This is a genomic window from Lentzea sp. NPDC004789, assembly GCF_053601075.1.
This window is the reverse complement of the sequence record NZ_JBSGBE010000025.1, coordinates 1-26,269: the sequence shown is the minus strand read 5'-3', so window position 1 is coordinate 26,269 and position 26,269 is coordinate 1. Positions and strand designations below refer to the sequence as shown.

At 68.6% G+C, this 26,269-nt stretch carries 20 protein-coding genes; 17 read left to right on the top strand and 3 right to left on the bottom strand.

All coding sequences use genetic code 11. The features are described from left to right. The first annotated feature begins 5 nt into the window (after nucleotides 1–5). Complete coding sequence (locus tag ACWEIJ_RS39185; protein WP_355450346.1) at nucleotides 6–497, top strand: hypothetical protein; 492 nt, start codon at nucleotides 6–8, stop codon at nucleotides 495–497. Here ACWEIJ_RS39185 and ACWEIJ_RS39180 read toward each other — a convergent pair. Then, nucleotides 442–1,038 (bottom strand): DUF2238 domain-containing protein, encoded by a 597-nt coding sequence (locus ACWEIJ_RS39180; RefSeq protein WP_449842343.1) that lies wholly within the window; start codon nucleotides 1,036–1,038, stop codon nucleotides 442–444. The genes ACWEIJ_RS39185 and ACWEIJ_RS39180 overlap by 56 nt on opposite strands. 72 nt (nucleotides 1,039–1,110) lie before the next feature. Between ACWEIJ_RS39180 and ACWEIJ_RS39175 the strand changes: the two genes are divergently transcribed. The 3 genes from ACWEIJ_RS39175 to ACWEIJ_RS39165 are packed head-to-tail and all read left to right on the top strand — an operon-like array spanning nucleotide 1,111 to nucleotide 4,123. Continuing rightward, complete coding sequence (locus ACWEIJ_RS39175; RefSeq protein WP_449842342.1) at nucleotides 1,111–1,668, top strand: winged helix-turn-helix domain-containing protein; 558 nt, start codon at nucleotides 1,111–1,113, stop codon at nucleotides 1,666–1,668. 22 nt (nucleotides 1,669–1,690) lie between these two features. After that, nucleotides 1,691–1,870, top strand: a complete 180-nt coding sequence (locus ACWEIJ_RS39170; RefSeq protein ID WP_449842341.1) for a hypothetical protein — start codon at nucleotides 1,691–1,693, stop codon at nucleotides 1,868–1,870. Between the two features lie 60 nt (nucleotides 1,871–1,930). Continuing rightward, nucleotides 1,931–4,123 carry a glycosyl hydrolase family 28 protein gene (locus tag ACWEIJ_RS39165; protein WP_449842340.1) on the top strand — a complete coding sequence of 731 codons (2,193 nt, stop codon included), beginning with the start codon at nucleotides 1,931–1,933 and terminating at the stop codon, nucleotides 4,121–4,123. 66 nt (nucleotides 4,124–4,189) lie between these two features. Here ACWEIJ_RS39165 and ACWEIJ_RS39160 read toward each other — a convergent pair whose 3' ends face one another. Together ACWEIJ_RS39160 and ACWEIJ_RS39155 are read right to left on the bottom strand one after the other, a co-directional pair. Then, complete coding sequence (locus ACWEIJ_RS39160; RefSeq protein WP_449842339.1) at nucleotides 4,190–6,478, bottom strand: FdhF/YdeP family oxidoreductase; 2,289 nt, start codon at nucleotides 6,476–6,478, stop codon at nucleotides 4,190–4,192. Between the two features lie 147 nt (nucleotides 6,479–6,625). Further along, nucleotides 6,626–7,537: a hypothetical protein gene (locus tag ACWEIJ_RS39155; protein ID WP_449842338.1), complete on the bottom strand. Its 912-nt coding sequence runs from the start codon at nucleotides 7,535–7,537 to the stop codon at nucleotides 6,626–6,628. Between the two features lie 158 nt (nucleotides 7,538–7,695). On the opposite strand from ACWEIJ_RS39155, the gene ACWEIJ_RS39150 reads away from it, so the two are divergent. The 13 genes from ACWEIJ_RS39150 to ndk all read left to right on the top strand — a co-directional run bounded on the left by ACWEIJ_RS39150 (nucleotide 7,696) and on the right by ndk (nucleotide 26,125). Next, the gene (locus tag ACWEIJ_RS39150; protein ID WP_449842337.1) at nucleotides 7,696–10,314 is read left to right on the top strand and encodes a valine--tRNA ligase; all 2,619 of its coding nucleotides are present in this window, start codon (nucleotides 7,696–7,698) and stop codon (nucleotides 10,312–10,314) included. A gap of 31 nt (nucleotides 10,315–10,345) precedes the next feature. Continuing rightward, nucleotides 10,346–11,677 carry a bifunctional tetrahydrofolate synthase/dihydrofolate synthase gene (folC, locus tag ACWEIJ_RS39145; protein WP_449842336.1) on the top strand — a complete coding sequence of 444 codons (1,332 nt, stop codon included), beginning with the start codon at nucleotides 10,346–10,348 and terminating at the stop codon, nucleotides 11,675–11,677. After that, nucleotides 11,674–12,066 (top strand): DUF4233 domain-containing protein, encoded by a 393-nt coding sequence (locus ACWEIJ_RS39140; RefSeq protein WP_449842335.1) that lies wholly within the window; start codon nucleotides 11,674–11,676, stop codon nucleotides 12,064–12,066. The genes folC and ACWEIJ_RS39140 overlap by 4 nt, the downstream gene beginning before the upstream one ends. A gap of 294 nt (nucleotides 12,067–12,360) precedes the next feature. After that, entirely contained in the window at nucleotides 12,361–12,666 is a 306-nt protein-coding gene (locus ACWEIJ_RS39135) for a PE domain-containing protein (protein WP_449842334.1), read from the top strand. Between the two features lie 4 nt (nucleotides 12,667–12,670). After that, on the top strand, nucleotides 12,671–13,285 hold the full coding sequence (locus ACWEIJ_RS39130) for a DUF3558 domain-containing protein (protein WP_449842333.1): 615 nt from the start codon (nucleotides 12,671–12,673) through the stop codon (nucleotides 13,283–13,285). Continuing rightward, nucleotides 13,282–14,577, top strand: coding sequence for a hypothetical protein (locus ACWEIJ_RS39125; RefSeq protein WP_449842332.1), 1,296 nt, complete (start codon nucleotides 13,282–13,284; stop codon nucleotides 14,575–14,577). The genes ACWEIJ_RS39130 and ACWEIJ_RS39125 overlap by 4 nt, the downstream gene beginning before the upstream one ends. 1 nt (nucleotide 14,578) lies before the next feature. Further along, complete coding sequence (locus ACWEIJ_RS39120; RefSeq protein ID WP_449842331.1) at nucleotides 14,579–15,277, top strand: ESX secretion-associated protein EspG; 699 nt, start codon at nucleotides 14,579–14,581, stop codon at nucleotides 15,275–15,277. A 79-nt stretch (nucleotides 15,278–15,356) separates the two neighbouring features. Further along, complete coding sequence (locus ACWEIJ_RS39115; RefSeq protein ID WP_449842330.1) at nucleotides 15,357–16,865, top strand: alkaline phosphatase D family protein; 1,509 nt, start codon at nucleotides 15,357–15,359, stop codon at nucleotides 16,863–16,865. Between the two features lie 21 nt (nucleotides 16,866–16,886). Next, a complete protein-coding gene (locus ACWEIJ_RS39110; RefSeq protein WP_449842329.1) occupies nucleotides 16,887–18,131 on the top strand; it encodes a hypothetical protein in 1,245 nt (414 codons plus the stop codon). 94 nt (nucleotides 18,132–18,225) lie between these two features. Next, on the top strand, nucleotides 18,226–23,625 hold the full coding sequence (pulA, locus tag ACWEIJ_RS39105) for a pullulanase-type alpha-1,6-glucosidase (protein ID WP_449842328.1): 5,400 nt from the start codon (nucleotides 18,226–18,228) through the stop codon (nucleotides 23,623–23,625). A gap of 50 nt (nucleotides 23,626–23,675) precedes the next feature. Further along, complete coding sequence (locus tag ACWEIJ_RS39100; RefSeq protein WP_449842327.1) at nucleotides 23,676–24,158, top strand: MarR family winged helix-turn-helix transcriptional regulator; 483 nt, start codon at nucleotides 23,676–23,678, stop codon at nucleotides 24,156–24,158. A 40-nt stretch (nucleotides 24,159–24,198) separates the two neighbouring features. Then, on the top strand, nucleotides 24,199–25,641 hold the full coding sequence (locus tag ACWEIJ_RS39095; protein WP_449842326.1) for a DHA2 family efflux MFS transporter permease subunit: 1,443 nt from the start codon (nucleotides 24,199–24,201) through the stop codon (nucleotides 25,639–25,641). A 73-nt stretch (nucleotides 25,642–25,714) separates the two neighbouring features. After that, on the top strand, nucleotides 25,715–26,125 hold the full coding sequence (gene ndk / locus ACWEIJ_RS39090) for a nucleoside-diphosphate kinase (RefSeq protein ID WP_030468130.1): 411 nt from the start codon (nucleotides 25,715–25,717) through the stop codon (nucleotides 26,123–26,125). The last annotated feature ends 144 nt before the right edge of the window (nucleotides 26,126–26,269 follow it).

Below are 26,269 nucleotides of genomic sequence, written 5' to 3'. Positions count from 1 at the left end.
TGGGCGTGGGGGACTTTTACGGGATCGCGGAGATCGCCGACGCCATGGGCCTGAGCCGGCAGCTGGTCGCGGTGTGGCGCAAACGCCGCTCGCACGGCATTCCCGAGCCGGACGCGGAGCTCGCGTCGGGCCCGATCTGGCGCAGGGAGACCGTCGAGCCGTGGATCGAGCGCACCCGCGGCCGGCTGGGCCTCGCGGGCGGGCGCGAGTCGGCCAGCCGGAGCCTGCGCCTGCGCGTGTGCCGGCGGGTGCTGCGGCTGGCGGCGCTGATGCTGGAGGAGCCGCAGCGTCCGCGGATCCTCAACGACGCCGCGGATCAGCTGCGCGACCTCATCCACGAGGTCGACCAGACCGCTGACGACGTGGTCGGCGCGCTGCTGCGCGAACTCATCGAACCGGTCCGCGACCCCGACGTGCCCGCCGAGCTGCTGCGCGTGCCGGTCATCGAGTCGCTGCCACTGGTGACCGCCGTCGCGCGTAACTCACCAGACTGGTGACCAGCGCTGTGACGAGCGCACCGAGTGCCGCGATCGCCATGTCGGCGTGGGCGTCCCACATGTCGCCCTGCTGGCCGTTGTAGGCCTCGGCGACGTCCGGGGCGAGCGTCATGGCGATCGCCCACTCCAGCAGCTCGTAGGCCGCGCTGGTCGCCAGCACGGTCTCCAGCGAGCGCCACCACTTCTGCCGCAGGACCGCCGTCAGGCACACGCCGTACGAGAAGTGCACGAGCCGGTCGAAGTTGTTGCGGTGCCAGGAGAACACCTCCGACAGTCGCACGCCGAACACCGCGTTCGTCCACTCGTCGTACGGCACGTACGAGTAGAGCCACCGCGCCGCGATCGTGTGCAGGGCGAGGAAGAGCAGCGCCCACGCCCACCGTGCGGTGTCCAAGCGCTTCCTGAGCAGCCACAGCGCGATGAGCGCCACGGCCGTCAACGAGCTGTGCAACGCCTGTTCGGCGGGCCACCGCGGGTTGATCCACGTCACCGCGACCAGCGCGCCGAACGCCCCCAGCAGCCACCACTTCCCCCGTGTCATGCGCGATTTATATCAGGATTTATATATCAAGGAACCTTGCTAAAGGTTTGTTGATACGCGTACGGTGGAGGCATGACGGAGTCTCCGATCACCGACCCCAAGGCGCTCCGGGCGCTCTCGCACCCCTTCCGGTGGAAGCTGCTCCAGCTGCTCACCGAGGAAGGGCCGCGGACTGCGACCCAGTGCTCGGCGGCGCTCGGCGAGAGCGTCGCGAGCTGCTCGTACCACCTGAACATGCTGTCCAAGTACGGCTTCGTGGCCGAGGTGGAGGGTCCGGGCAGGCAGAAGCCGTGGAAGATCGTTCCCAAGCGTCAGTCGATCTCGTCCGAAGGGCTTGAGGGGGAGGCGGCGATGGCGGCCGAGGCGGCCTCCATGGCCTATCTGGACCAGGAGTTCGAACGCACTCGGGAGCGTTTGCGGCAGTGGGAGCACCTGTCCGCGGAGTGGCGCCAGGCGGTCGGAACGGAGGGCACCGTCAAGTTCATCACCGCCGAAGAGGCGGTCGCGTACGTGGCCGAACTGCGGGCCTTGCTGGACAAGTACGACGAACGCCGCCTGGACCCGTCGTTGCGGCCTGAGGGTGCGCGGGCGGTCAGGTTCTTCCTGAGTCACACGGTCGGAACCGAGTAACTGCGAACTGAGGGGATTTGTCATGTTGTCGTACGACCAGGCGTTTGCTATCGCGAAGATGAAGCAGGCCGAGCTGGAGGCCGACGCTGCCGCCCGACGGCTCGTTCGCGCACCTGAGGAGCCCGAAGGCCGGGTCGGCGGAGGACTGCTCGCGTCAGGTCGTCGCCGCTGGAGGCTGTTCGGCCGCGTGCGACCGGCGTAGCGTGTGCACTCGCCGCCGCTGTAAAGGTTTTCACCCGCGTTTCAACCGGGGAGGACAAGCGTGTTGCGCAGACTCGGCATGGCGGTGACGGCAGCGCTGTTGGGCATCGCGGTGCTCGCAGAACCCGCTCAGGCGGCGGAGTTCAACGTCAAGGACTACGGCGCCGCCGGCAACGGCAGCGCCAACGACACGGCGGCCATCGACAAGGCGATCACGGCGGCGAACGCGGCAGGTGGCGGAACCGTGCGGTTCCCGTCCGGCACCTACCGCTCGCCGAACTCGATCCACATGAAGAGCAACGTGACGCTGCAGCTCGACGGGGGTGCCACGATCATGGGCGCGAGCGGCAGCGGCTACGACAAGCCGGAGCCCAACCCGAACGACAAGTACCAGGACTACGGGCACAGCCACTTCCACAACGCGATGATCTGGGGCGACCGGCTGACCAACATCGGCTTCGTCGGCGCCGGCACGATCGACGGCGGCGGCGCGCTGATCACCGGCAACCCGGACAGCGGTCAGGCCGACAAGATCATCTCGTTGACGCGCTGCGAGAACCTCACCGTGAGCGGCATCAAGCTGCGCCGCGGCGGGCACTTCGCGATGCTGATCAACGGCTGCAAGAACGTCGTGTCGGACCACCTGACGGTCGACACCGCGAGCGATCGCGACGGGTGGAACATCATCAGCACCACCAACGTGACGATCACCAACGGCAGCTTCGCCGGCAACGACGACGCCCTGGTGTTCAAAAGCGACTACGCGCTCGGGCAGAAGCTGCCCAACGGCAACGTGAAGGTCTACGACACGAAGCTCAGCGCAGGGTGCTGCAACGCGTTGATGTTCGGCTCGGAGACGTGCGGTGACTTCACCGGCTACGACTTCCAGCGCATCGACATCAAGGGCTCCAACAAGTCCGGGCTCGGCCTCGTGTCGATGGACGGCGCGGTCATCTCCGACGTGCACTACAAGGACATCACCGTCACCAACGTCAAGTCGCCGATCATGATCAAGGTCGGGGCGCGAAAACGGTGCGGCAACAGTCCCGGTGTCGGCACGGTCAAGAACATCACCTACGACAACATCACGATCAACGGCGCCTCGGGCGGGTTCAGCCCCACGATCCACGGTGACCAGGACGGCCACGTCACCGACGTGACGTTCCGCAACGTGAAGATCAACGTGCCCGGTGGCAGCGGCACGACGTCGACCAACCCGCCGAGCAACGACCGCACCAACTACAACCCGAACAGCATCGGCACCCGGCCCGCGTACGGGTGGTACATCCGCTACGCCGACCGCATCAAGTTCCTCAACGGCAGCGGGGTGTCGTTCACGAACAACGACGGCAGGCCCGCCGTGATCACCGACAACTCCACCGACATCACGTTCGACACGTTCGCCTTCGAGCGCGGCACGAACAGCCCGACCGACTTCCTCTTCCGCAACACCAACGGTTTCTGCGTGCGCAACTCCGGCTCGCCGCGCATCCAGAACACGTCGTCGACCGAGAAGTGCGGCGTCGGCAACGACTTCAGCCTCACCGTCGACCCGGCCGCGCGGACGATCCAGCCCGGCCAGACCGCGTCGTTCGCGATCCGCACGAGCGGCACGGGTTCGCCCGGCCCGATCGCGCTGGACGCCTCGAACGTCCCGCCCGGTGCCGTGCTGCAGTTCAACCCGGGCACGGTCGACCCCGGTGACACCTCGGTGATGACCGTGGCCACACTGCCGGACACCCCGGCGGGCACGGCGGACATCACCGTGACCGGCACGGCGGGCTCGATCACCAAGTCGGCCACCGCGAGGCTCACCATCGGTACCGCGCCGGACGAGCTGCAGCTCAGTGCGCTTTCGGTCGCGGACACGGGGAACGCGGGCGACTGGTCGTTGCAGACCGGCCTGCGCACCGGTGTCGCGCAGTACGGCGACCGCGACTTCACGTTCAGCGCGGTGCCGGCCGAGGTCGCGGGCGCGCAGTGGATCCGCACCGCCAACGACTCGAAGTCGGCGACGCAGAACCCGTTGGCGCGCTTCACGATCAACCGCGACGCGGTGGTCTACGTCGCGGTCGACACGCGGCTCGGCAAGCGGTCGTGGATGGACTCGCGGTGGCTCGACAGCGGTCTGCAGCTGGTCAACACCGAAGGGTCCCCGAAGACCTTCCGCCTGTACGCCAAGGGTTTCCCGGCGGGGGAGGTCCAGCTGGGACCCAACGGTGGTGGCAGCAACTACACAGTGATCGTCAAATAGAAGAGAAGCGCGACCGTGAGTTGCGGCGGTCGCCCTTCGGGGGACCGCCGCCACTCACGGTGATCGTCAAATAGCGGCTTCCAGGCGCACGATCACCGACTTGGAGGTCGGCGTCCCCGAGATGTCCGCCTTGGAGTCCAGCGGCACCAAGGGGTTCGCCTCGGGGAAGTACGTGGCCACGCACCCGTGCGCGGTCGGGTAGGACACGATCCGGAACGACTCGGCGCGGCGTTCCACAACGCCCGTCGGGTCGTCCTTCCACTCCGACACGATGTTCACCATCTGGCCGTCGGTGAACCCGAGCCGTGCGATGTCGTCGGGGTTCACGAACACCACGCGCCGACCGTCCTTCACGCCGCGGTAGCGGTCGTCCAGGCCGTAGATCGTGGTGTTGTACTGGTCGTGGCTGCGCAGGGTCTGCATCAGCAGGCGGCCCTCGGGCACCTCGATCACCGTCATCGGCGACGCGGTGAAGTTCGCCTTGCCGGTCGCCGTCGCGAACTCCTGCGAGTCGCGCGGCGGGTGCGGCAGCACGAAACCATCAGGCTGACGCACACGCGTGTTGTAGTCGGTGCAGCCCGGCACCACCCGCGAGATGTGCTCGCGGATGACGTCGTAGTCCTTCTCGAACTCCTCCCACGCCACCGGATGCGCGGCGCCGAGGACCTTGCGGGCGAGGCGGCAGACGATCGAGATCTCGGACAGCAGCTGGTCGGACGCGGGCTTGAGCCGGCCGCGCGAGCGGTGCACGACCGACATCGAGTCCTCGACCGTCACGAACTGCTCGCCCGAGTGCTGCACGTCGCTCTCGGTGCGGCCGAGCGCGGGCAGGATCAACGCAGTCTTCCCGTGCACCACGTGCGAGCGGTTGAGCTTCGTGGAGACGTGCACGGTCAACGAGCACTGCTCCAGCGCCTTCTCCGTGACCGGGGTGTCCGGGGTGGCGCTGACGAAGTTGCCGCCCATCGCGATGAACACCTTGCCGCGGCCGTGGCGCATGGCGTTGATGGCGTCGACGGTGTCGAAGCCGTGCTTGCGCGGCACCGGGATGCCGAACTCGTTCTCCAGCGCCAGCAGGAACTTCTCCGGCATCTTCTCGTAGATGCCCATCGTGCGGTCGCCCTGCACGTTCGAGTGGCCGCGCACGGGGCACAGGCCCGCGCCCGGCTTGCCGATCATGCCGCGCAGGAACATGACGTTCGCGACCTCGCGGATCGTCGGCACGCTGTGCTTGTGCTGCGTGAGGCCCATGGCCCAGCAGGCGATCGTGCGCCGCGAGTCGACGAACATGCCGGCCACGCGGGTGATCTGCTCGCGGGTCAGGCCGGTCGCGGTGAGCACGGCGTCCCAGTCGAGCTCGGCGAGGTGCTCGGCGTAGGCGTCGAAGCCGTGGGTCTTCGCGCTGATGAACTCCCGGTCGACCTTGTCCCACTGCAGCAGCAGGTGGCCGATCGCCTGGAACAGCGCCTGGTCGCCGCCGACGCGGATCTGCACGAACTCGTCGCACAGCGCGGTGCCGCGGCCGACGACGCCCGCGACGTTCTGCGGGTTCTTGAACCGCATCAGCCCGGCTTCCGGCAACGGGTTGACGGCGATGATCTTCGCGCCGTTCTTCTTCGCGTCCTCCAGCGCGCTGAGCATGCGCGGGTGGTTCGTGCCGGGGTTCTGGCCGATGACCACGATGAGGTCGGCGAGCTCGAAGTCCTTGATCGACACCGAGCCCTTGCCGATGCCGATGGTCTCGTTCAGCGCGGCACCGGACGACTCGTGGCACATGTTCGAGCAGTCCGGCAGGTTGTTGGTGCCGAACGAGCGGACCAGCAGCTGGTAGAGGAACGCGGCCTCGTTGCTGGTGCGGCCGGACGTGTAGAAGATCGCCTCATCGGGTGACGACAGGGCGTTGAGCTCCTCGGCGACCAGCGTGAACGCGGCGTCCCAGCTGATCGGCGCGTAGTGCGTGGCGCCGGGCCTGAGCACCATCGGCTCGGTGAGCCTGCCCTGCTGGCCGAGCCAGTAGTCGGTCCTCGTCCGGAGGCTCTCGACGGAGTGCTCGGCGAAGAACTCCGGCCCGATCCGCCGCTTCGTCGCTTCCTCGGCGACCGCCTTGGCGCCGTTCTCGCAGAACTCCGCCATCTTGCGGTGGCCCTGCGGCTCCGGCCACGCACAACCGGGGCAGTCGAACCCTTCGCGCTGGTTGAGCAGGCGCAACGTCTTGACCGTCCGGCTGACACCCATCTGCTCGACCGCGCGGTCGAGCGACACGAGCACGCCGGGGATACCCGCCGCCCATGTCTTGGGGGTGCTGACTTCGAGCGCGGACTCGTCGACGTCGTGCTGCGGGGGCTTGCTGCTCATGGCTTCATTCTTCGCTGATCGACGTCGGCGCCGCCAGCGCCCCCGAAGAACGCGGCGGCGTCGTCGTCACGGGCCCCAAGGGGTTGAACGGTCCGTGACGGCAATTGTGATCGCCGTCACCTTCGTGCGGCACCTCTGAAAGAGTGATCACTTACAGCCACTGGTGGTGGGGATCGGGGTGTCCGCCGCGAACCACTCCTCGGGCTTGCGCTTGGCCTCCTCGGCGGTGGGCAGCTGCCGCTTCTCGGTGAACAGCGGGGCGAGGAAGCCCTGCTTCGACGCCTCGCACGCCATCGAGTAGAGGAAGCCGTTGCTCGCGACGGTCCAGACGCCGTCCTCGGCGAGCTGGTAGTCCGTGTCGGAGCGGACCAGCGCGACGATCTCGTACTGGTCGAAGATCGACTTCTGGTAGCCGGGGTCGAAGGCGTAGGCGAACCGGTAGCTCGTGTGCACGAGCGGGCGGCCGTACTGGTCGCGGCCCGGCCACATGCGGCCGTCGACCTTGATCCCGTTCGGCAGCAGCTTGTTGCCCTTCTTCAGCCGGGTCACCACGGAGCCGTTGTTCGGGTTGTTCCGCCAGGCGTCCCGCAGCGAAGGGGCGAGCATCGACACGAACGGCTCCACGTCGTGGTCGACGAGCACTCTCGGGTCCAGGTGCCCCACGACGAGAGCCTTGCGCGCCGCCTCGTAGCCCGCCGCGTACTCCGGGTTCTGGTCGGGCACGACGATGCCCTTCTCGCCGTCGGCCCACTGCTCGGCCGGCGTGCCCGCGAACGGGTGCTCGACGTCGACGCCCTGGCGCTGCGTGGTGATCGTGGGCACCAGTGCCTGGGGCAGCGCGGCCTGGCTGAACGTCCCGGCCTTGTACAGGCCGAAGACCGCGGCGCCGACGGCGACCAGTGCGACGGCGATGACGACCGTGCGGCCGTGCCGGTGCATGCGCGCCTGGCGGCGTTGCCTGCGGATCTCCCGCTTCGCGCGTCTGTTCGCGGCGCGAAGCCACGCCGCGTCCTTGAGGTCCGGGTGGTCCTCGATGTCGTACGGCACGTTCTCCCCCAAGCGGTTCGGTACACCGAACACCACGCACGTGGAGGCGTCCGGGTTGTCCGCGATTCCCCCCAGGCGGTACCGCGGTGCGGGGATGCTACGTGCTGCTCCGCCCGTTAGCAGGTATCTCGTTTCAAGTCGATACCCCCGCCTCCGTAGACTTGACAGCTGTGACTGAACTCGACACCGCAACCCAGCGTCCTGACCTCCCCGCCGCGTGGACTCCGGCGGAGGTAGAGGCGGAGCTGTACCAGCGGTGGGTCGACCGGCGGTACTTCGAGGCGGACGTCAAGAGCGACAAGCCGCCGTTCACGATCGTGCTGCCCCCGCCGAACGTCACCGGCAGCCTGCACATGGGGCACGCCATGAACCACAGCGTGATGGACGCGCTGACCAGGCGTCGCCGCATGCAGGGCTACGAGGTCCTGTGGCTGCCCGGCATGGACCACGCGGGCATCGCGACCCAGAACGCCGTCGAGCGCGACCTCGCGAAGCAGGGCATGTCGCGGCACGACCTCGGGCGCGAGAAGTTCGTCGAGCGCGTCTGGGAGTGGAAAGAGGAGTACGGCGGCAAGATCCTCGACCAGATGAAGCGGCTCGGCGACGGCATCGACTGGTCGCGCGAGCGCTTCACCATGGACGAGGGGCTGTCGCGCGCCGTCCAGACGATCTTCAAGAAGATGTACGACGACGGCCTGATCTACCAGGCCGAGCGGATCATCAACTGGTGCCCGCGCTGCCAGACGGCGCTGTCGGACGTCGAGGTCGACCACAGCGACGACGACGGCGAGCTCGTCTCGATCCGCTACGGCGACGGCGAGAACTCGATCGTCGTCGCGACCACGCGCGCCGAGACGATGCTCGGTGACACCGCGGTCGCCGTCCACCCGGACGACGAGCGCTACCAGCACCTCATCGGCACCGAGGTCGAACTGCCGCTGACCGGCCGCCGCATCCCGATCGTCGCGGACACGCACGTCGACCCGAAGTTCGGCACCGGCGCGGTCAAGGTCACGCCTGCGCACGACCCGAACGACTTCGAGATCGGCCAGCGGCACGACCTGCCGAACCTCACGATCATGGACGGCCGCGCGACCATCACCGCGCACGGCCCGTTCGAGGGACTCGACCGGTTCGAGGCCCGTCCGGCGATCGTCGCCGCGTTGCGCGCCGAGGGCCGGATCGTCGCCGAGAAGCGGCCGTACGTCCACGCCGTCGGGCACTGCTCGCGGTGCGACACGGTCATCGAGCCGCGCCTGTCGCTGCAGTGGTGGGTCAAGGTCGAGGGCATCGCCGCCAAGGCCTCCGCCGCCGTCCGCGACGGCCGCACCAAGATCCACCCGGCCGAGCTGAACAAGCGGTACTTCGACTGGACCGACAACCTGCACGACTGGTGCATCTCGCGCCAGCTGTGGTGGGGGCACCGGATCCCGGTCTGGTACGGCCCGAACGGCGAGGTCGTCTGCGTCGGACCGGACGACGAGGTGCCCACCGGTGAGGGCTGGCGTCAGGACGAGGACGTCCTCGACACGTGGTTCTCGTCGGGCCTGTGGCCGTTCTCCACGCTGGGCTGGCCGGACTCCACCGAGGACCTGAAGAAGTTCTACCCGACGTCCGTCCTCTCGACCGGCTACGACATCCTGTTCTTCTGGGTCGTCCGGATGATGATGTTCGGTCTGTACGCGATGGACGACGTCCAGCCGTTCGACCACGTCTTCCTGCACGGCCTGATCCGGGACCAGTTCGGCAAGAAGATGTCGAAGACCAAGGGCAACGGCATCGACCCGCTGGACTGGATGGACCGCTACGGCGCGGACGCCACCCGGTTCACGTTGCTGCGCGGCACGAACCCCGGTTCCGACATGGCCGTCGCCGAGGAGTGGGCGGCCGGTTCCCGCAACTTCACCACGAAGCTGTGGAACGCCACCCGGTTCGCGCTCGCCAACGGTGCGACGGTCGCCCGTCCGCTGCCCGCCCGCGACGAGCTGACCGCGGCCGACCGCTGGATCCTGGACACCCTGGACGAACTCGTGTCCACTGTGGACTCGAACTTCGAGGCGTTCCAGTTCTCGCGCGTCTGCGAGGCGCTCTACAGCTTCACGTGGGACGAGTTCTGCGACTGGTACCTGGAGATCGCGAAGGTCCAGATCGCCGACGGCCGGGTCTCCTCGACGCAGTCCGTCCTGGGCCACGTCCTCGACGTCCTGCTGCGCCTGCTGCACCCGGCGATCCCGTTCATCACCGAGACGCTGTGGACCGCGCTGACCGGCGAGGAGTCGCTCGTCATCGCCGCGTGGCCGCAGGCCTCCGGCGGTGAGCGCGACGCCGACGCGCTGGCCCAGATCGAGGGGCTGAAGAAGCTGGCCACCGAGATCCGCCGGTTCCGCTCGGAGCAGGGCCTCAAGCCGGGCCAGAAGGTCGCGGGCAAGGTCCGCGGCGCGTGCTGCGTCGGCCTGGTCGACCAGGTGCCGTCGGTCCGGTCGCTGACGCGGCTGACCGAGCCGGGCGACGAGTTCACCGTCTCGGCGACGCTGGAGGTCGGTCTGCCCAAGGGCGCGGTGAAGGTCGAACTGGACCTGTCCGGCGCGATCGACGTCGTGGCCGAGCGCAAGCGTCTGCTGAAGGACCTCGCGGTCGCGCAGAAGGAGCTCGACGGCACGACGAAGAAGCTGGGCAACGAGGCGTTCCTCGCCAAGGCGCCCGCCGACGTCAAGGCCAAGATCGAGGAGCGCAAGGCCACCGCCGAGGCCGACATCGCCCGCATCAACGAGCGCCTGGCCGCGCTGTAACCATTTTTAGGCGGAGGCGTTTCCTTTGGACGTGAACCTCGACGAGTTCTTCGACGTCGAGAACGAGCTCAACCAGCGGTGGCCCGAGACCAAGCTCGAGCCGTCGCTGGACCGGATCAAGGCGCTGGCGCACGTGCTGGGCGACCCGCAGACGAACTACCCGGTGGTTCAGCTGACGGGCACCAACGGCAAGACGTCGACGTCGCGCATGGCCGATGCGCTCTTCTCGCGCATCGGCCTGCGCACCGGCCGGTACACGAGCCCGCACCTGCAGCTCGCGACCGAGCGCATCAGCCTCGACAACCAGCCGATCAGCCCTGATCGCTACGTCGAGGTCTACCGCGACATCGAGCCGTACGTCGCGATGGTCGACTCCCGCTCCGAGATCCGGATGAGCAAGTTCGAGGTGCTCACCGGCATGGCCTACGCGGCCTTCGCGGACGCGCCGGTCGACGTCGCGGTCGTCGAGGTCGGCCTGGGCGGCACGTGGGACGCGACGTCCATCGCGGACGCGAAGATCGCCGTGCTGACGCCGATCGGCCTCGACCACACCGAGTACCTCGGCAACCGCATCGAGGACATCGCCACCGAGAAGGCCGGCATCATCAAGCCGGGCGCGGTCGCGATCGTCGGCGAGCAGACGCCGGAGGCCATGAAGGTCATCCTGGAACGCGTGGCCGAGGTCGACGCCACCGTCGCCCGCTTCGGAAGCGAGTTCGGCGTCGTCTCGCGCTCGGTGGCCGTGGGCGGCCAGCTGATCACGTTGCAGGGCCTGGGCGGCGTCTACGAGGACATCTTCCTGCCGCTGCACGGCGAACACCAGGCCGCGAACGCCGCACTGGCACTGGCCTCCGTCGAGGCGTTCTTCGGTGCCGGTGCCGACCGCCGGCTGGACGTGGAAGCGGTCCGCCAGGGCTTCGCCACGGTCATCACGCCGGGCCGCCTGGAGCGGGTGAAGTCCGCGCCCAACATCTTCGTCGACGCCGCGCACAACCCGCACGGCGCCGCCGCACTGGCCCGCGCGCTGGACACCGAGTTCGGCTTCCGCAAGCTCGTCGCCGTGGTGGCCGTGATGTCCGACAAGGACGCCGAGGGCATCCTCTCCGCCCTCGAACCGGTCGTGCAGGAACTGGTGATCACCACCAACTCGTCCCCGCGCGCCATGGACCCGGACGTCCTGGCCGGCCTCGCCGTCCCGATCTTCGGCGAGGACCGCTTCGAGGTTCGCCCGCGCCTGGACGACGCCATCGAGGAAGCCATCCACCTCACCGAGGACGAGCTGTCCGGCGGCGGCGTCATCGTCACCGGCTCCGTCGTCACCGCGGGCGAGGCCCGCGCCCTGTTCGGAAAGGAGCCGGCATGACCACCCCGGCCCCTCTCAAGAAGGACCCGCTCAAGGCCTTCCGCGGCATCATGGCCGGCACCCTGATCCTCGAGGTCATCGTCGTCGCCCTGGCCCTCCCGGTGATCGCCAAGCTGCACGGCGGCGTGGGCACCCTCGTCGGCTGGGTGGCGTTCGGCTTCATCGCGCTCTTCATCGCGATGTGCGCCTTCGTCCGCCGCCCGTGGGCGATCCCCGCTGTCGTGGCCCTGCACGTGCTGCTGATCGCGACCTGGCTGCTGCTGCCCGCGCTCGGCGTGATCGGCGTGATCTTCGCCCTGGTGTGGGTCTACATGCTGTGGCTGCGCAAGGACCTGCTCAAGCGCATGGCGGAGGGCCGCCTGCCGGCCCAGCAACAGCCCGCCGAGTAGGTCACGCCGCGTTTCCGGGCCCACAGGGCGAGAGATAACCGGAAAGGCAGCGGTGAATGCCGTTCGTGGCGCCTGCGCGCAACTATTTGAAAATGAAACTTGTTGGTGGTGGCTTTCGCGGCGCTGACGAAAAGCGTCGTTGAACGACGCAGATCGCTCTTCGTACTCGTGCTTGTCGCAATGTCGCGCTGACACTTCGCCTTGTTCACTCGATCGTGCTTTGAAGCCCGGACAAGGCCGCTGACCCGGCGCTATGCTCCTGGACGCACGAATCTGCACGAAGGGGTACTGGGGATGAGCGGGACCAAGGTTGATCTCGACACATTGCGCGCTGCCATCAAGGAGTACGAGTCCATCCGCGATGAGGTGAAGAAGGCCCAGGCGGCCGGCGACGCACTCGTCAAGGTGCAGGCCGCGGGCAAGGACGTGCCGAGCCAGGTGTACGCACAGGCCGCGGTGACGGCGGGCAGGATGCACCTGCAGTCCAACCAGCAGCTGGTGGACGCGCTCACCACCCGCATCGACAACCTGAACGCGACTCTCCGGCAGTACGAGCAGACCGAAGAGGGCAACCAGGCCAACCTCAAGCCGAAGGACTGAGCTGTTGCGCATCCGAACCACTGCCATCGGTATCGCCGCTGCCCTTGCCGTTCTGGCCGGTTGTGGCGGTGGTGGCACCACCGGTACGCCTACGCAGACGCCGTCGAGCACGCCTGCCTCCTCCGGTGACACCACGCCGAACGGGGCGCCGAAGGTCAAGACGCCGCTGGCGTACGAACGCTCCGAGGCCGACCCGTGCTCCGTGGTCACGGCGGCACAGCTGGAGGCGCTGGGACTGCCCGGGATCAAGGGTGAGCCGAACCCCGGTGCGCCGGGCAAGGCGTGCATCTGGCTCGGCAGCAAGACCCCGAGCAAGGCGAGCCCGAGCGTCGTGTTCCTGCAGGGCGTCGAAGGGCTCGACGCGCTCTACGGCGCGAAGGCGAACATGGAGCTGTGGGAGCCGCAGCCGCCCGTCCAGGGTTACCCCGCGGTGCTGAACTCGGCCGCTGACCTGCGCAAGTCGGGACAGTGCTCGCTGGACGTCGGCGTCACGGACAAGCAGGTCCTCTCCTTCCTGATTCAGATCGACAAGGGCGGCACGCGCTACTCGGAACCGTGCGCCGCCGTCACCGACTTCGCCAACCAGGTCATCACGACGATCAAGGCAGGTGCGAAATGACACGGCCCGCGCCGAACTGCTTCTCCGAGGACAACACCCGCGCGGACGCGTTGTCCGGGCACCAGATCTACACGTTGATGACCTCAGGGCCGGGCACCACCAGCACGCAGCTGGCGTCGGACAAGGCGGCTGAGCTCGAAAGCACCTACGCCGGGGTCGAGGCCCGCCTCAGGCGGGTCGGTGAGACGCTGGGCGAGGCGTGGGGTGGCGCCAGCGCCGATGCCGCTCAGGCGGCGGCGAACCCGATCAGCCAGGCCATGGTGCAGATGCAGGAGTCGCTGCGTCAGGCGGACCGCTCGCTGGCCAACCAGGTCTACCAGTTCAACTACAACAAAGGTCAGTTGAAGAACATCCCGGAGAACAAGCCGGAGACCGGCTTCTGGGACGACATCACGCCGTGGGACACCGACACCGAGGACGCGGCCAACCAGTACAACAGCGACGAGTCGCACAACCGTCAGGTCTACTCCCAGTTCCAGGGCGCGGCCCGCACCAACAAGGGCGAGCTGCCGCAGCAGTTCCCCGGCGTCACGGCAGACACCCTCAACATCGAGATCGCCGACACCGGCGGCGACGACGGCCAGGACAAGACCGGCAACAACGTCGGTGGCACGAGCCGCCCGCACAGCAGCTCGAACTACCCGAGCTCGACCGGCACCGGTCAGCCGAGCGGCGGCAACTGGACCCCGCCCACCAGCCACACCGGCGGCAACGACACCACGACGTCCCAAGCCGTCGGCGCGGACCTCAACGGTGGCCTCAAGACCGGTGACCTCCCCGGCGGCGCCGGCAAGCCGCCCGTCGGCGGTGTGATCGAGCGCCCGCCGAACACGGGCATCCCGCCCATCGGTGTCCCCGTCGGCCCCGGCGGCCTGAACGGTCCCGGTGGCGGGCGTGGTCCCGGTGGCAGTGCGGCCGGGAAGTTCGGCGGCGGCGCGGGCAAGGTCGGTGGCGGCGCCGGCAAGTTCGGTGGCGGGGCCGGGTCCGCGTCCGGTCGCGGTGGTGTCGGAGGCTTGGGCACCGGCAGCAGCAGCGGGCAGCAGCCCGGTGGCAAGGCCGGGGTGTTCGGCGGCATGGGCGAGAGCGGGCCGAACGCGGCCGGGCGTGGTGCGGCCGGTGCGGCGGGCCGGGGTGGCGCCGCCGGCATGGGTGGCATGGGCGGCCACGGGCAGAAGGGTGAAGGGGAGGACGACCTGGAGCACAAGTCGGCCGACTACCTCGTCACCGAGGAGAACACCAACGAGATCATCGGGGACATGCCGATGGTCGCGCCGCCGACGATCGGGGGGTGACGTGCTGCGGTCGTCCATCCAGCTGTCCGACCTCGCGTTCGACGTGCTCTGGAAGCAGGAGCGGCTCGGGGACTACCACCCGGCGCTGTCCGTCGACTCGCCCGGCGAGACCGAGGACGAGCGGGCGGTCATCGAACGCGACGTGATCGGCGAGCTGCGCCGGGTCGGGCTGGATCACCCGGACGTGCGGGGCACGCTGCACCTGATCGCCAAGGCGGACCAGGACTACTCGGCGTGGATCGCGCTCACGCCGAGCGAGACGCGGCCGGTGATGGTGGCGGCGAACTCGCAGCACGGCGTGCTCGCCGTGCACGAAAACGGGTTCGTGCAGCTGCACCCGATCCGTCCGGAGAACGCGCCGGAGGTGCTCGCGATGCAGCTGCCGGACGTTCCTCCCGGCCGCGGCGCGTCGATCAACGTGCACGCGTCGGAGATCAACGTGCACCAGCCGGGCAAGGCGTCGCCGTCGACGTCGTTGCGGCAGCTGCTCGCCCAGCCCCGCAAGGGCACGGCGAAGCTGTACGCGGCCAGGCGCAACGGTGAGGGCAGGCAGCGCGCCAAGACGTTCCTCACCACGATCGACTTCGAGGACGGGCGCTGGCTCGTGGTCAAGTACACCGACCAGAACCACCAGACGTGGGTGCACGCCACGCCCGCGTCGCGGCAGATCATCACGGACTGGCTCAAGCGCCTGACGTGACCGCCGCTGGGCGAGCTGCGGCGGTCGAAGTTCATCTGCGGTTTCACCACCGGCCAGAACGGCCGACTAGAAACCGCGCATGACCTTCGACCGTCGCACGTTGTTCAAGGCAGGCGCATTCGGCACGGCCGCGGCGCTGGTGCCCTCGGGCATCGGCCTCGCCAAGACCGACCGTCCGATCCTCACGCACGGCGTGCAGTCCGGTGACGTCACCTGGGACGGCGGCATCGTGTGGACTCGCGCGGACCGTCCGTCCCGGATGCTCGTCGAGGTGTCCAACGACCCCGGGTTCCGCTTCTCCCGCCGCTTCCGCGGCCCGCTGCTCACGCCGGAGACCGGCGGCACCGGGCAGGTCAGGGTCGGTCACCTGTTGCCCGGCCGCACCGCCCACTACCGCGTCACGGCCGAGGACCTGCACGGCCGCACCTGCAGCGAGCCCGTCACCGGCAGCTTCACCACCGCCCCGCTCGGCCGGGAGCAGGTCCGGTTCGTGTGGTCCGGTGACGTCGCCGGCCAGGGCTGGGGCATCAACCCCGACATCGGCGGCATGCCGGTCTTCAAGGCCATGGCCGACCGCAAGCCCGACTTCTTCATCCACAGCGGTGACAGCGTCTACTCCGACGGCCCGATGAAGGAGTCGGTGACGCTGCCGGACGGCCGGATCTGGCGCAACCTCGTCACGGCGGAGAAGTCCAAAGTGGCCGAAACGCTCGACGAGTACCGCGGCCAGTTCGCCTACAACCTGCTCGACGAGAACCTCAAGCGCTTCGCGGCCCAGGTACCCACCTACGCGCAGTGGGACGACCACGAGGTCCTCAACAACTGGTACCCCGGCGAGATTTTGGACCTCCCGCAGTACACCGAGAAGCGCGTGGACGTGTTGGCGCAGCGGGCTTTCCAGGCGTTCCACGAGTGGATGCCGATCGACCGGCAGCGCGCCGTCGACGGCCGCGTGTACCGCAGGTTCTCCTACGGCCGCAACGTCGAGATCTTCGTGCTCGACATGCGCACCTACAAGGACAAGAACACCGCGCCGCGCGACCAGCCGGGCCACATCCTCGGTGCGGCGCAGGCGAAGTGGCTCGTGGAGAGCCTCGCCCGCAGCACCGCCACGTGGAAGATCATCGCGGCGGACCTGCCGCTCGGCCTCGTCGTGCCGGACGGCCCCGACATCGAGGCCGTCGCGAACGGTCTGCCCGGCGCGCCCAACGGCCGAGAGCACGAGCTCGCGTGGGTGTTGCGCGAACTGAAGAAGCGCCGCGTCCGCAACACCGTGTGGCTGACCGCCGACGTCCACTACACCGCCGCCCACCACTACTCGCCGGACCGCGCGGCCGTGGGCGACTTCGACCCGTTCTGGGAGTTCGTCTCCGGTCCGCTGCACGCCGGCGCGTTCGGCCCGAACACCCTCGACCCGACGTTCGGCCCGGAGGCCGTGTTCGTGCACGCGCCGCCCGCCGCCAACACCTCGCCGCTGGACGGGTTCCAGCACTTCGGCGAGGTCGAGGCGAACCAGCACGAGCTCACGGTCTGGCTGCGTGACGCGACCGGCGCGTCGCTCTGGTCCAAAACGCTGAAGGCGCTCTGAGGTTCGCCGTAGGGTCGGTGGGTGCCCATCTCGTTCGACACCACCGGCTTCCGTCAGGTCAACCGGAACGTCTGGCAGCACCCGAGCGGTGACCAGGCGGAACTCACCTACTACAACATGGTGCCGGACCTGCCGGCCGGGCTGGACGACCTGCCCAAGCTCAGGCACGACCTCGCCAGGATCGACGGCGAGGTCGGCTGCCTGATCGAGGCGCACGTCGTCGGGCTCGCCGGGGTGCCGGCGCTGCTGCGGATCGTCAAGATGCCGCTGCCGAACCAGCAGGGCGGGCAGCTCTTCCACTGCTCCTTCACGGTCCCCAAGGCCACCTGCAGCGCCGTGCTGCAGCTCGGCGCGATCGAGCGCGGCACGACCGGCATCCGGGAAGGCGTGCTGGCGGCGGAGATCGGCTTTCAGAACTGGGTCAGGCCGCACCCGTACGCGCCGGAGCTGCAGGGCGTGCTGCCGTTCCACGCGGGCGATGATCCGCGGTACGACGCGAGGTTCCCCGACCACCCGTTGTCGCGCGTGCGGGCGTGGGCGCACCACGTGGTCCGCACGGCACGGCTGGATCCACAGTTCGCGGCTCTTCCGCCGTTCCAGGTCCAGCCGCCACCACCGCCGGTCGCACCCGGCCAGCGGCTCATGACCGCACTGCCCAGCCTCCCGGTCAAGGACTTCGTCGGCCTGCAGATCGGTGAGCAGACGACGTACTGGCGGATGACCGATCCGAAGCTCAGGGAGATGCTCGGCCGCGGTCTCATGGGCCGGTCGCCGCTCGCGGCCACCCGGTTCCGCGACATGCTCATGATCGACGTCGAGACCGGTGAGGCGATGATCCCGGACCGGTTCACCACCAACGGGGAGATGACCGCGCACGGCACGCGTCTGGTGCCGGTGACGTTGCCGGAAGCGGACGCCCAGCTCTCGAACGAAGATGTGTCGGAAGCCTTCGCGTGGGCGGGCCGGATGGCCGGTGTCGCGGCGGAACGAGGCGAGTACCTTTCGCTCGAACCGATCGAGAGCCAAGGGGAGCAGGCGAACCCGCACGTCCTGCTGGCCGTGCAGCAGCACGAGGGACAGCAGGTCGCCGTCGCCCAGTTCTCGCCGCCGCCAACCGAAGGGCCGCTGGCGGGGTCGCCGAGCCGCGCCGCGCCCGCGACACCGGAGAACGTCGAGGGCATCGGCATGATCGCGGGAGTGGCGGTCAACGAGTGGCGGACGCACCCGCTCAGGCTGGCGATCACGTACAAGCGTCCGGCAGGCTGATTGCAAATATTTGCGAAGCTCGACGTATTGTTTACCGCTGTTTCTCGTGGTTTCGTGCAGCAACCCTGCAAGAAGTTGCGACAAGGAGGTCGCGATGCGTCGGGTCGTCGCCGCGCTCGCTGCACTGGTTCTGCTGCCTCTCACACCGGTCCAGGCCGTTGCTCAACCGAAGCAACGCCTGGCCGTCGGTGAGGTGGTGGACATCGCGCCCGGTGTGCGCGACGGGGACGTGAAACTCGCGTTGCCGCCGAAGCGCGACGACCTGCGAGGTGAGCGCTTCTACTTCGTGATGCCCGACCGGTTCTCCAACGGCGACCCGAGCAACGACCGCGGCCGCTCCACCAGCGCCGAGAACGGCTTCAACCCGGCCGACAAGGGCTTCTACCACGGCGGTGACCTCAAGGGCCTGCGGCAGAAGCTCGACTACCTCGACGGCATGGGCATCACGGCGATCTGGATGACGCCGATGTTCCTCAACCGGTGGGTGCAGGGCGATTCGGCGGGCTACCACGGGTACTGGACCGTCGACTTCACCAAGCTGGACCCGCACTTCGGCACCACGCAGGAGATGCGCGACCTGATCCGCGACGCGCACAAGCGCGGCATCAAGGTGTTCTTCGACATCGTCGCGAACCACACCGCCGACGTGATCAAGTACGCCGAGGGCAAGAACGCGTACGTGTCCACGGGTGCGCAGCCGTACCTGGACGCCGACGGCAAGCCGTTCGACATCGCCGACTACGCGGGCAAGTCCACGTTCCCCAAGCTCGACGCGAAGAAGTCCTTCCCGTACACGCCGGTCAAGAACGGTCCGACGAAGTTCCCGTTGTGGCTCAACGACCTCACGCTGTACCACAACCGCGGTGACTCGACGTTCTCCGGCGAGTCCAGCGAGCAGGGCGACTTCTCCGGCCTCGACGACCTGATGACCGAGCACCCGCGCGTGGTCAACGGCATGAAGGACATCTTCACCAGCTGGATCGACACGCTCGACATCGACGGCTACCGCGTCGACACGGTCAAGCACGTCAACATCGAGTTCTGGCAGGCCCTCGCGCCGTACGTCAAGCAGTACGCGAACCGCAAGGGCAAGAAGGACTTCTTCGTGTTCGGCGAGGTCTACGACTCCTCACCGGAGAACACCTCGAAGTACACGACCACCGGCAAGATGCAGGCGACGCTGGACTTCCCGTTCCAGAGCAGCGCGGAGAGCTTCCTGTCCGGCAAGGGTTCGCAGCGGCTCGGCGAGGTGCTGCTCGACGACGACCGCTACACCGACGCCGACTCCAACGCCTCGTCGTTGCCCACGTTCCTGGGCAACCACGACATGGGCCGCATCGCGTGGATGATCCGCAACGACCGGCCGGGCATCTCCGACGACGAACTGCTGCAACGGCTCAAGCTCGGCAACACGCTGATGTACCTGTGGCGCGGCAACCCGGTCGTCTACTACGGCGACGAGCAGGGCTTCGCCGGCACGGGCGGCGACAAGCTGGCGCGCCAGGACATGTTCGCGTCCAAGACGCCGGAGTACATGGCGGAGAAGCTGATCGGCTCCGACCGGACCGGCGCTGTCGACAACTTCAACCCCTCTCACCCGCTGTACCAGCAGCTCAAGGCCCTCGCCGCGCAGGTCGACCAGGACCCGGTGTGGCGCGACGGCAACCAGGTGCTCCGGTACGCCGACGGTGACGTGTTCGCGTTCAGCCGCATCCTCGGCCGGGAGAGCCTCGTCGTCGCCAACGCCGGCACCTCGCCCGCGACCGTGACCGTCCCGGTCTCGTCGAGCACGTTCGAGAACGCGCAGGTCCAGAACGGCCGCGTCACGGTCACCGTGCCCGCGCTGTCGGCGTTGGTGCTCAAGGGAACCAGCGAGGTGAAGGCGGCGAAGCCGGCGCCGGTGCTGGTCGCCCCGGCCGCCGGAACCGTGCTGGACAAGCGGGTCGAGCTGCGCGCGGACGGCATCACCGCGCCCAACGCGGCCGCCACGTTCGCGGCACGCGTCGAGGGCACGTCCGACTGGACCGTGCTCGGCACCGACGACGCCGCGCCGTACCGGGTTTTCGCCGATCTGCCGGCACTTCCGGGCGCGGCCGCCGGCAAGCGCGTCGAGCTGCGCGTGGTCGCGAAGTCGGGCGAGATCGGTGCGGACGGGGCGTTCGTGTCGCTCGTGGCCGCGCCGCCGGTTCCCGAACCCGGCACGAAGAGCCCGGACTGGCTGGTCGTGCACTACCAGCGCGACTCCTACGACGGCTGGGGCCTGCACGCCTGGGGTGACGTCGAGACGCCGGTCGACTGGAACGCGCCGCTGCCGTTCGCGGGGGAGGACGCCTACGGGCGCTTCGCGTGGATCAAGCTGAAGCCGGGCGCCAAGCAGGTCGGGATCATCGCGCACAAGGGCGACGAGAAGGACACGCCGGGGGACCGGTTCGTCGACCCGAGCGTCACGCCCGAGGTGTGGCTGAAGCAGGGCGATGCGGCGGTGCACCCGTCCGAGCAGGCAGCGACCGGCAAGGCGGTCGTGCACTACCTCGGTGACGCGACCGGAGCCGTCGTGCGCGTTGCCGGACGGGCTGACGTGCCGTTCACGAACGGCATCGCGGAACTCCCGCCCACCACCGACTTCTCCGTCGTGCGCGGGACGACCGTGGAGGCGTCCGGCAAGTTCACGAGTGGCCACTCGTGGGTCGCGGGCGGCAAGGTGCACGCTACGAAGGCCGCCGCCGAGAACCGCGCGGTGATCCACTACCACCGCGCGGACGGCGACTACGCGGACTGGACGATGTACCACTGGACGGGGTCCGCGGAACCGTCGCCGGGCTGGACCCAGTCGCGGGTGCCGGACGGACGCGACCAGTTCGGCGTGTACTGGTCCGTGCCGCTCGCGGCTGGTGCCGCCGGTCTCAGCTACATCGTTCACCGCGGTGACACCAAGGATCCCGGGCCCGACCAGTTCCTCGACCTGGGGCAGAAGGGGAACGAGGTGTGGCAGTTGCAGGGCACGGAGAACTACCTGCTGCCGCCGAACGCCGGTCCCGCCGCGGACGACGATCTCACCAAGGCCAAGGCGATCTGGATCTCGCGCGACAAGGTCGTCTGGGACGTGCCGGTCGTCCAGTCCGACGGCTACCGGTTGGAGTACGGCTCACGGGTGCTGCGGCTCGCGCCCACGACCGAGGAGGTGCCGGCGCAGTTCCCGCACCTCAAGGGCAAGCCGGTGTTCGCGGTGCGCGGGTTCGTCGACGAGGCCTTGCGGGACAAGCTCTCCGCCGTGCACGTCGACGCGGGCGGCGCGATCCGGCACCGGACGGGGGTGCAGATCGCGGGCGTGCTCGACGACCGGTTCGCCGCGGCGGCGACGAAACTGACGTTCGGGCCGACGTTCGACGGCGACTGCGTGGCCGTGCGGCTGTGGGCACCGACGGTCCAGAACGTGAAGCTGCGGCTGTTCGACACACCTTCCGGTGAGCCCGCGAAGGTGGTGCAGCTGCAGCGCGACGACGCGTCGGGCTCGTGGTCCGCCAAGGGTGCCTGGAAGAACAAGTACTACCAGTTCGAGGTCACCAACTGGCAGCGCACGGTCGTGGTCACCGACCCGTACTCCCTCGCGCTGTCGGTGAACTCGACGCACTCGCAGTTCGCGGACCTCAAGGACGGCCGGACCATGCCGCAGGGCTGGTCGAAGGACGTCGCGCGGGGCATGGGCGGCGCCATCACCGAGCTGCACGTGCGGGACTTCTCGATCAACGACCAGTCCGTGCCGGAAGCGGAACGCGGTACCTACAAGGCCTTCACGCACCGCGACTCGGTGGGCATGAAGCACCTCGGCGCGTTGGCCGCCGCGGGCATGGACACCGTGCACCTGCTGCCGACGTTCGACATCGCGACCATCCCCGAGAAGCGCGAGGACCAGGCCAAACCCGCGTGCGACCTGCCCTCGTTCGCGCCGGACTCCGACCAGCAGCAGGCGTGCGTCGGCGCGGTGGCGGCGAAGGACGGCTTCAACTGGGGCTACGACCCGTTCCACTACGACGTGCCGGAGGGCTCGTACGCCACGGCGGACGCGCAGAACGGCTGGGCGCGGTCCAAGCAGTACCGCGAGATGGTGAAGTCGTTGCACGACAACGGCAACCGTGTCGTGGTGGACGTCGTCTACAACCACACGGCGGCGTTCGGCGACGCACCGACGTCCGTGCTCGACAAGGTCGTGCCCGGCTACTACCAGCGGCTCAACCTCGACGGCTCGGTCGCGAACTCCACGTGCTGCGCGAACACGGCGCCCGAGAACGCGATGATGGGCAAGCTCGTCGTGGACTCCGTGGTGCGGTGGGCGCGCAACTACAAGGTCGACGGGTTCCGGTTCGACCTGATGGGTCACCACCCGAAGGCGAACATCCTCGCGGTGCGGGCGGCACTGGACGCGCTGACCGTCGAGAAGGACGGCGTGGACGGGCGCCGGATCGGCGTCTACGGCGAGGGCTGGGACTTCGGCGAGGTCGCCGGCAACGCCCGGTTCGAGCAGGCCACGCAGGCGAACATGGCCGGCACGGGCATCGGCACGTTCAGCGACCGGCTGCGTGACGCGGTGCGCGGCGGCGGGCCGTTCGACGACGACCCGCGCGTGCAGGGCCTCGGTTCCGGTCTGGCCGGGGACGTGAACTCCTCGCCCGCCAACGGTGACGTGGCCGCGCGGCTGGAGAACTACAGCGACCTGGTGAAGCTGGGCATGGCGGGCAACCTCGCCTCGTACCGGTTCCGGTCGACGGCCGGACCGGTGGTGTCCGGGCGCGACGTCAAGTACAACGGCACTGCCGCCGGGTACACCGGGCAGCCGTTGGAGGCCATCACCTACGTCGACGCGCACGACAACGAGACGTTGTTCGACGCGTTGGCCTACAAGCTGAAGCCTGAGACGTCTGCTGCTGATCGCGTGAAGATGCAGACGGTGTCGTTGGCTCCGGTGCTGCTCGGGCAGGGACGGCCGTTCGTGCTCGCGGGTAGCGAGTTCCTGCGCTCGAAGTCGTTGGACCGCAACAGCTACGACTCCGGTGACTGGTTCAACTCCTACGACCCGTCGTTGCGCGACAACGGTTTCGGTCGCGGGTTGCCGCCCAAGGCCGACAACGAGTCGAAGTGGCCGTACGCGAAACCGTTGCTGGGCGCGGTGAAGCCGTCGTCAGCGGACATGAAGGCCTCGCTGGACGCGACGCTGGAGCTGTTGCGGATCCGCAAGTCGTCACCGCTCTTCTCGCTGGGGTCCGCGGACCTCGTCCAGCAGAAGGTGTCGTTCCCGGCCGCGGCGTCCGGTGTGATCGTCATGCACCTCGACGACACGGTCGGGCCGGACGTCGATCCCGCTCGGCGCGGGCTGGTCGTGGTGATCAACCCGTACCCGGCGGACCAGGCCGTGACGCTGCCCGCCGGCGACTGGAAGCCGCTGACCAGCGAGAAGCGGCCCGGGGCGGCGCGCTCGGTCGTCGTGCTGGAGAGGTAGTCAGGTCAGCAAATAGTTTGCTGCCTAGATTATTTGGTACCGTAGTGCTCATGGGCACGACGGGGTGTACTGACCTGATGATGCTGCTGCATCTGACCGGGCACGCGCTGGAGACGGAACTGACGGCGAGGCTCGCGGAGATCGGACTGACTCCGCGAGCCCGCTGCGTGCTGTCCAGTGCGCTCGACGCGGGGCGTACGCAGTCGGAGATCGCCGACGAGGTCAGCATCGACAAGACGACCATGGTCGTGACGCTGGACGCCCTGGAGCAGGCCGGGTACGCCGAGCGGCAGCCCTCGCCCACGGACCGTCGTGCGCGCGTCGTCGTGGTGACCGAACTGGGCCGCGAGATCACGGCGAAGGCCGACCGGGTCGTGGCCGACGTCTACGAGAGCGTCCTGGGTTCGCTGCCGGTTGACGAGCGGGAAGGCCTGGTCAAGGGCCTGACGCGGCTGTTGGAAGGCCGGTTGAGCGCCCCGATGCCGTGTGAGAAGCCGCCGCGCAAGCGTGCTCTGCGTCATGCAGTTGGGTAATAGATAGTCCCGTACAAAACTATCTGCTACGGTCTCTCTTATGAATCCAGGGGGACCGAAGACCGACTCGCGCTGGCTCGCGCTGATCGTGCTGTGCGCCGGCATGCTGATGATCGTTCTCGACCAGACGATCGTGAACGTGGCTCTGCCCGCGATCGACGCAGACCTCAAGTTCGGCCAGGCGGGCCTCGCCTGGGTCGTGAACGCGTACCTGATCGCCTACGGCGGTCTGCTGCTGCTCGCCGGTCGTCTGGGCGACCTGATCGGGCACAAGAAGGTGTTCCTGATCGGCCTCGGCGTCTTCACGGTCGCGTCGCTGCTGTGCGGCGTGTCCTTCAGCTCCGAGATGCTGATCGCCGCTCGCTTCGTGCAAGGCGCCGGCGGTGCGCTGGCCACGTCCGTGACGCTGGGCATGGTCGTGACGATGTTCCCCGAGCCCGACGAGCAGAGGCGCGCCATCGGCGTGTTCAGCTTCGTCGCGGCGGCAGGCGCGTCCATCGGCCTGTTGCTCGGTGGCGTGCTCACGGACTCCATGTCGTGGCACTGGATCTTCTTCGTGAACATCCCGATCGGCATCGTGGCGGCCGTTGCGGCGGTGCGGCTCGTGCCTTCGTCGGTGGGGCTGGGCCTGCGCGAGGGGGCGGACGTCCTTGGCGCGTTGCTGATCGTCGCCGCGGTGATGCTCGGCGTGTACACGATCGTGAAGGCGGAGCACTACGGCTTCGGCTCTGCGCACACGCTCGGCTTGGGTGCGGTGGCCTTGGCGTTGCTGGCCGGTTTCGTTGTGCGCCAACGGACCGCTGCGAAGCCGTTGCTGCCGTTGCGGGTGTTCAAGTCCCGCAACGTGACCGGGGCGAACCTGGTGCAGATCTCGATGGTCGCCGGCATGTTCGGCCTGTTCTTCCTCGGCACGCTCTACATGCAGCTCGTGCTGTCGTACTCGCCGCTGGAGATCGGCCTGGCGTTCATGCCGGTGGCCGGCGCGATCGCGGTGTTCTCCGTGTCGCTGTCGGCGCGCCTGAACTCCCGGTTCGGCGAGCGGAACATGTTGATCGTGGGCCTGGTGTTCATGCTGGTCGGCATGGTGGTGTTCACGCAGGTGCCGGTCGACGGGTCCTACCTGGCGGACATCCTGCCCGCGGTGGCGCCGCTCGGCATCGGTCTGGGGCTGTCGTTCCCGGCCTTGATGACGCTGGCGATGTCCGGTGCCTCTCCCGACGAGGCCGGCCTGGCCTCCGGCCTGGTGAACACGACCGCGCAGGTGGGTGGCGCGTTGGGGCTCGCGGTGCTGGCGACCACCTCGACCGCGTACACGTCGTCGCTGCTGGCTTCGGGCGTCGGGCGGTCGGAGGCGCTGACCTCGGGCTTCCACCTGGCGTTCTGGATCAGCGCCGGGCTCGTCGCGGTGGCGCTCGGGCTCGCGGTGTTCGTGCTGCGGCAGGTCGTCGTCGCACGGGATTCCGGGCCGGTGCTGGTGCACTAGCCGCTGTGGCCGGTGTGGCGTTCGCTACCCTGTCGGCACTTCCCGTTCCTGTTTTGCAAGGAGTTGTACCGTCGTGTCCGAGCGCACCCTGGTTCTCGTTAAGCCCGATGGCGTTGAGCGTGGTCTGGTCGGCGAGGTGATCGCCCGCATCGAGCGCAAGGGCCTGAAGCTCGCCGCGCTGGAGCTCCGCACCGCCGACCGCGCCACCGCCGAGCAGCACTACGCGGAGCACGACGGCAAGCCGTTCTACAACGACCTCGTCGACTTCATCACCGGTGGGCCGTTGGTGGCGCTGGTGGTCGAGGGTGTTCGGGCCATTCCGGCCTTCCGCCAGCTCGCCGGTGGGACCGACCCCGTTGAGAAGGCCACGCCCGGGACCATTCGCGGGGACTTCGGGCTGGAGGTCCAGTACAACCTGGTGCACGGGTCGGACTCGGCCGAGTCGGCCGAGCGGGAGATCAAGATCTGGTTCCCGAACCTCTGACGGTTGCCGTTGCGGTCCGCGACTTTTGCGAGTGGTCACGTTGCGTTGGGCGGGTCGCGTTTCAGGGGTGGGGGGGGGGGGCCCCCCCCCCCCCCCCCCCCCCCCCCCCCGCCGGGGGGGGGGGGGGGGGGTGGGGGGGGTGGT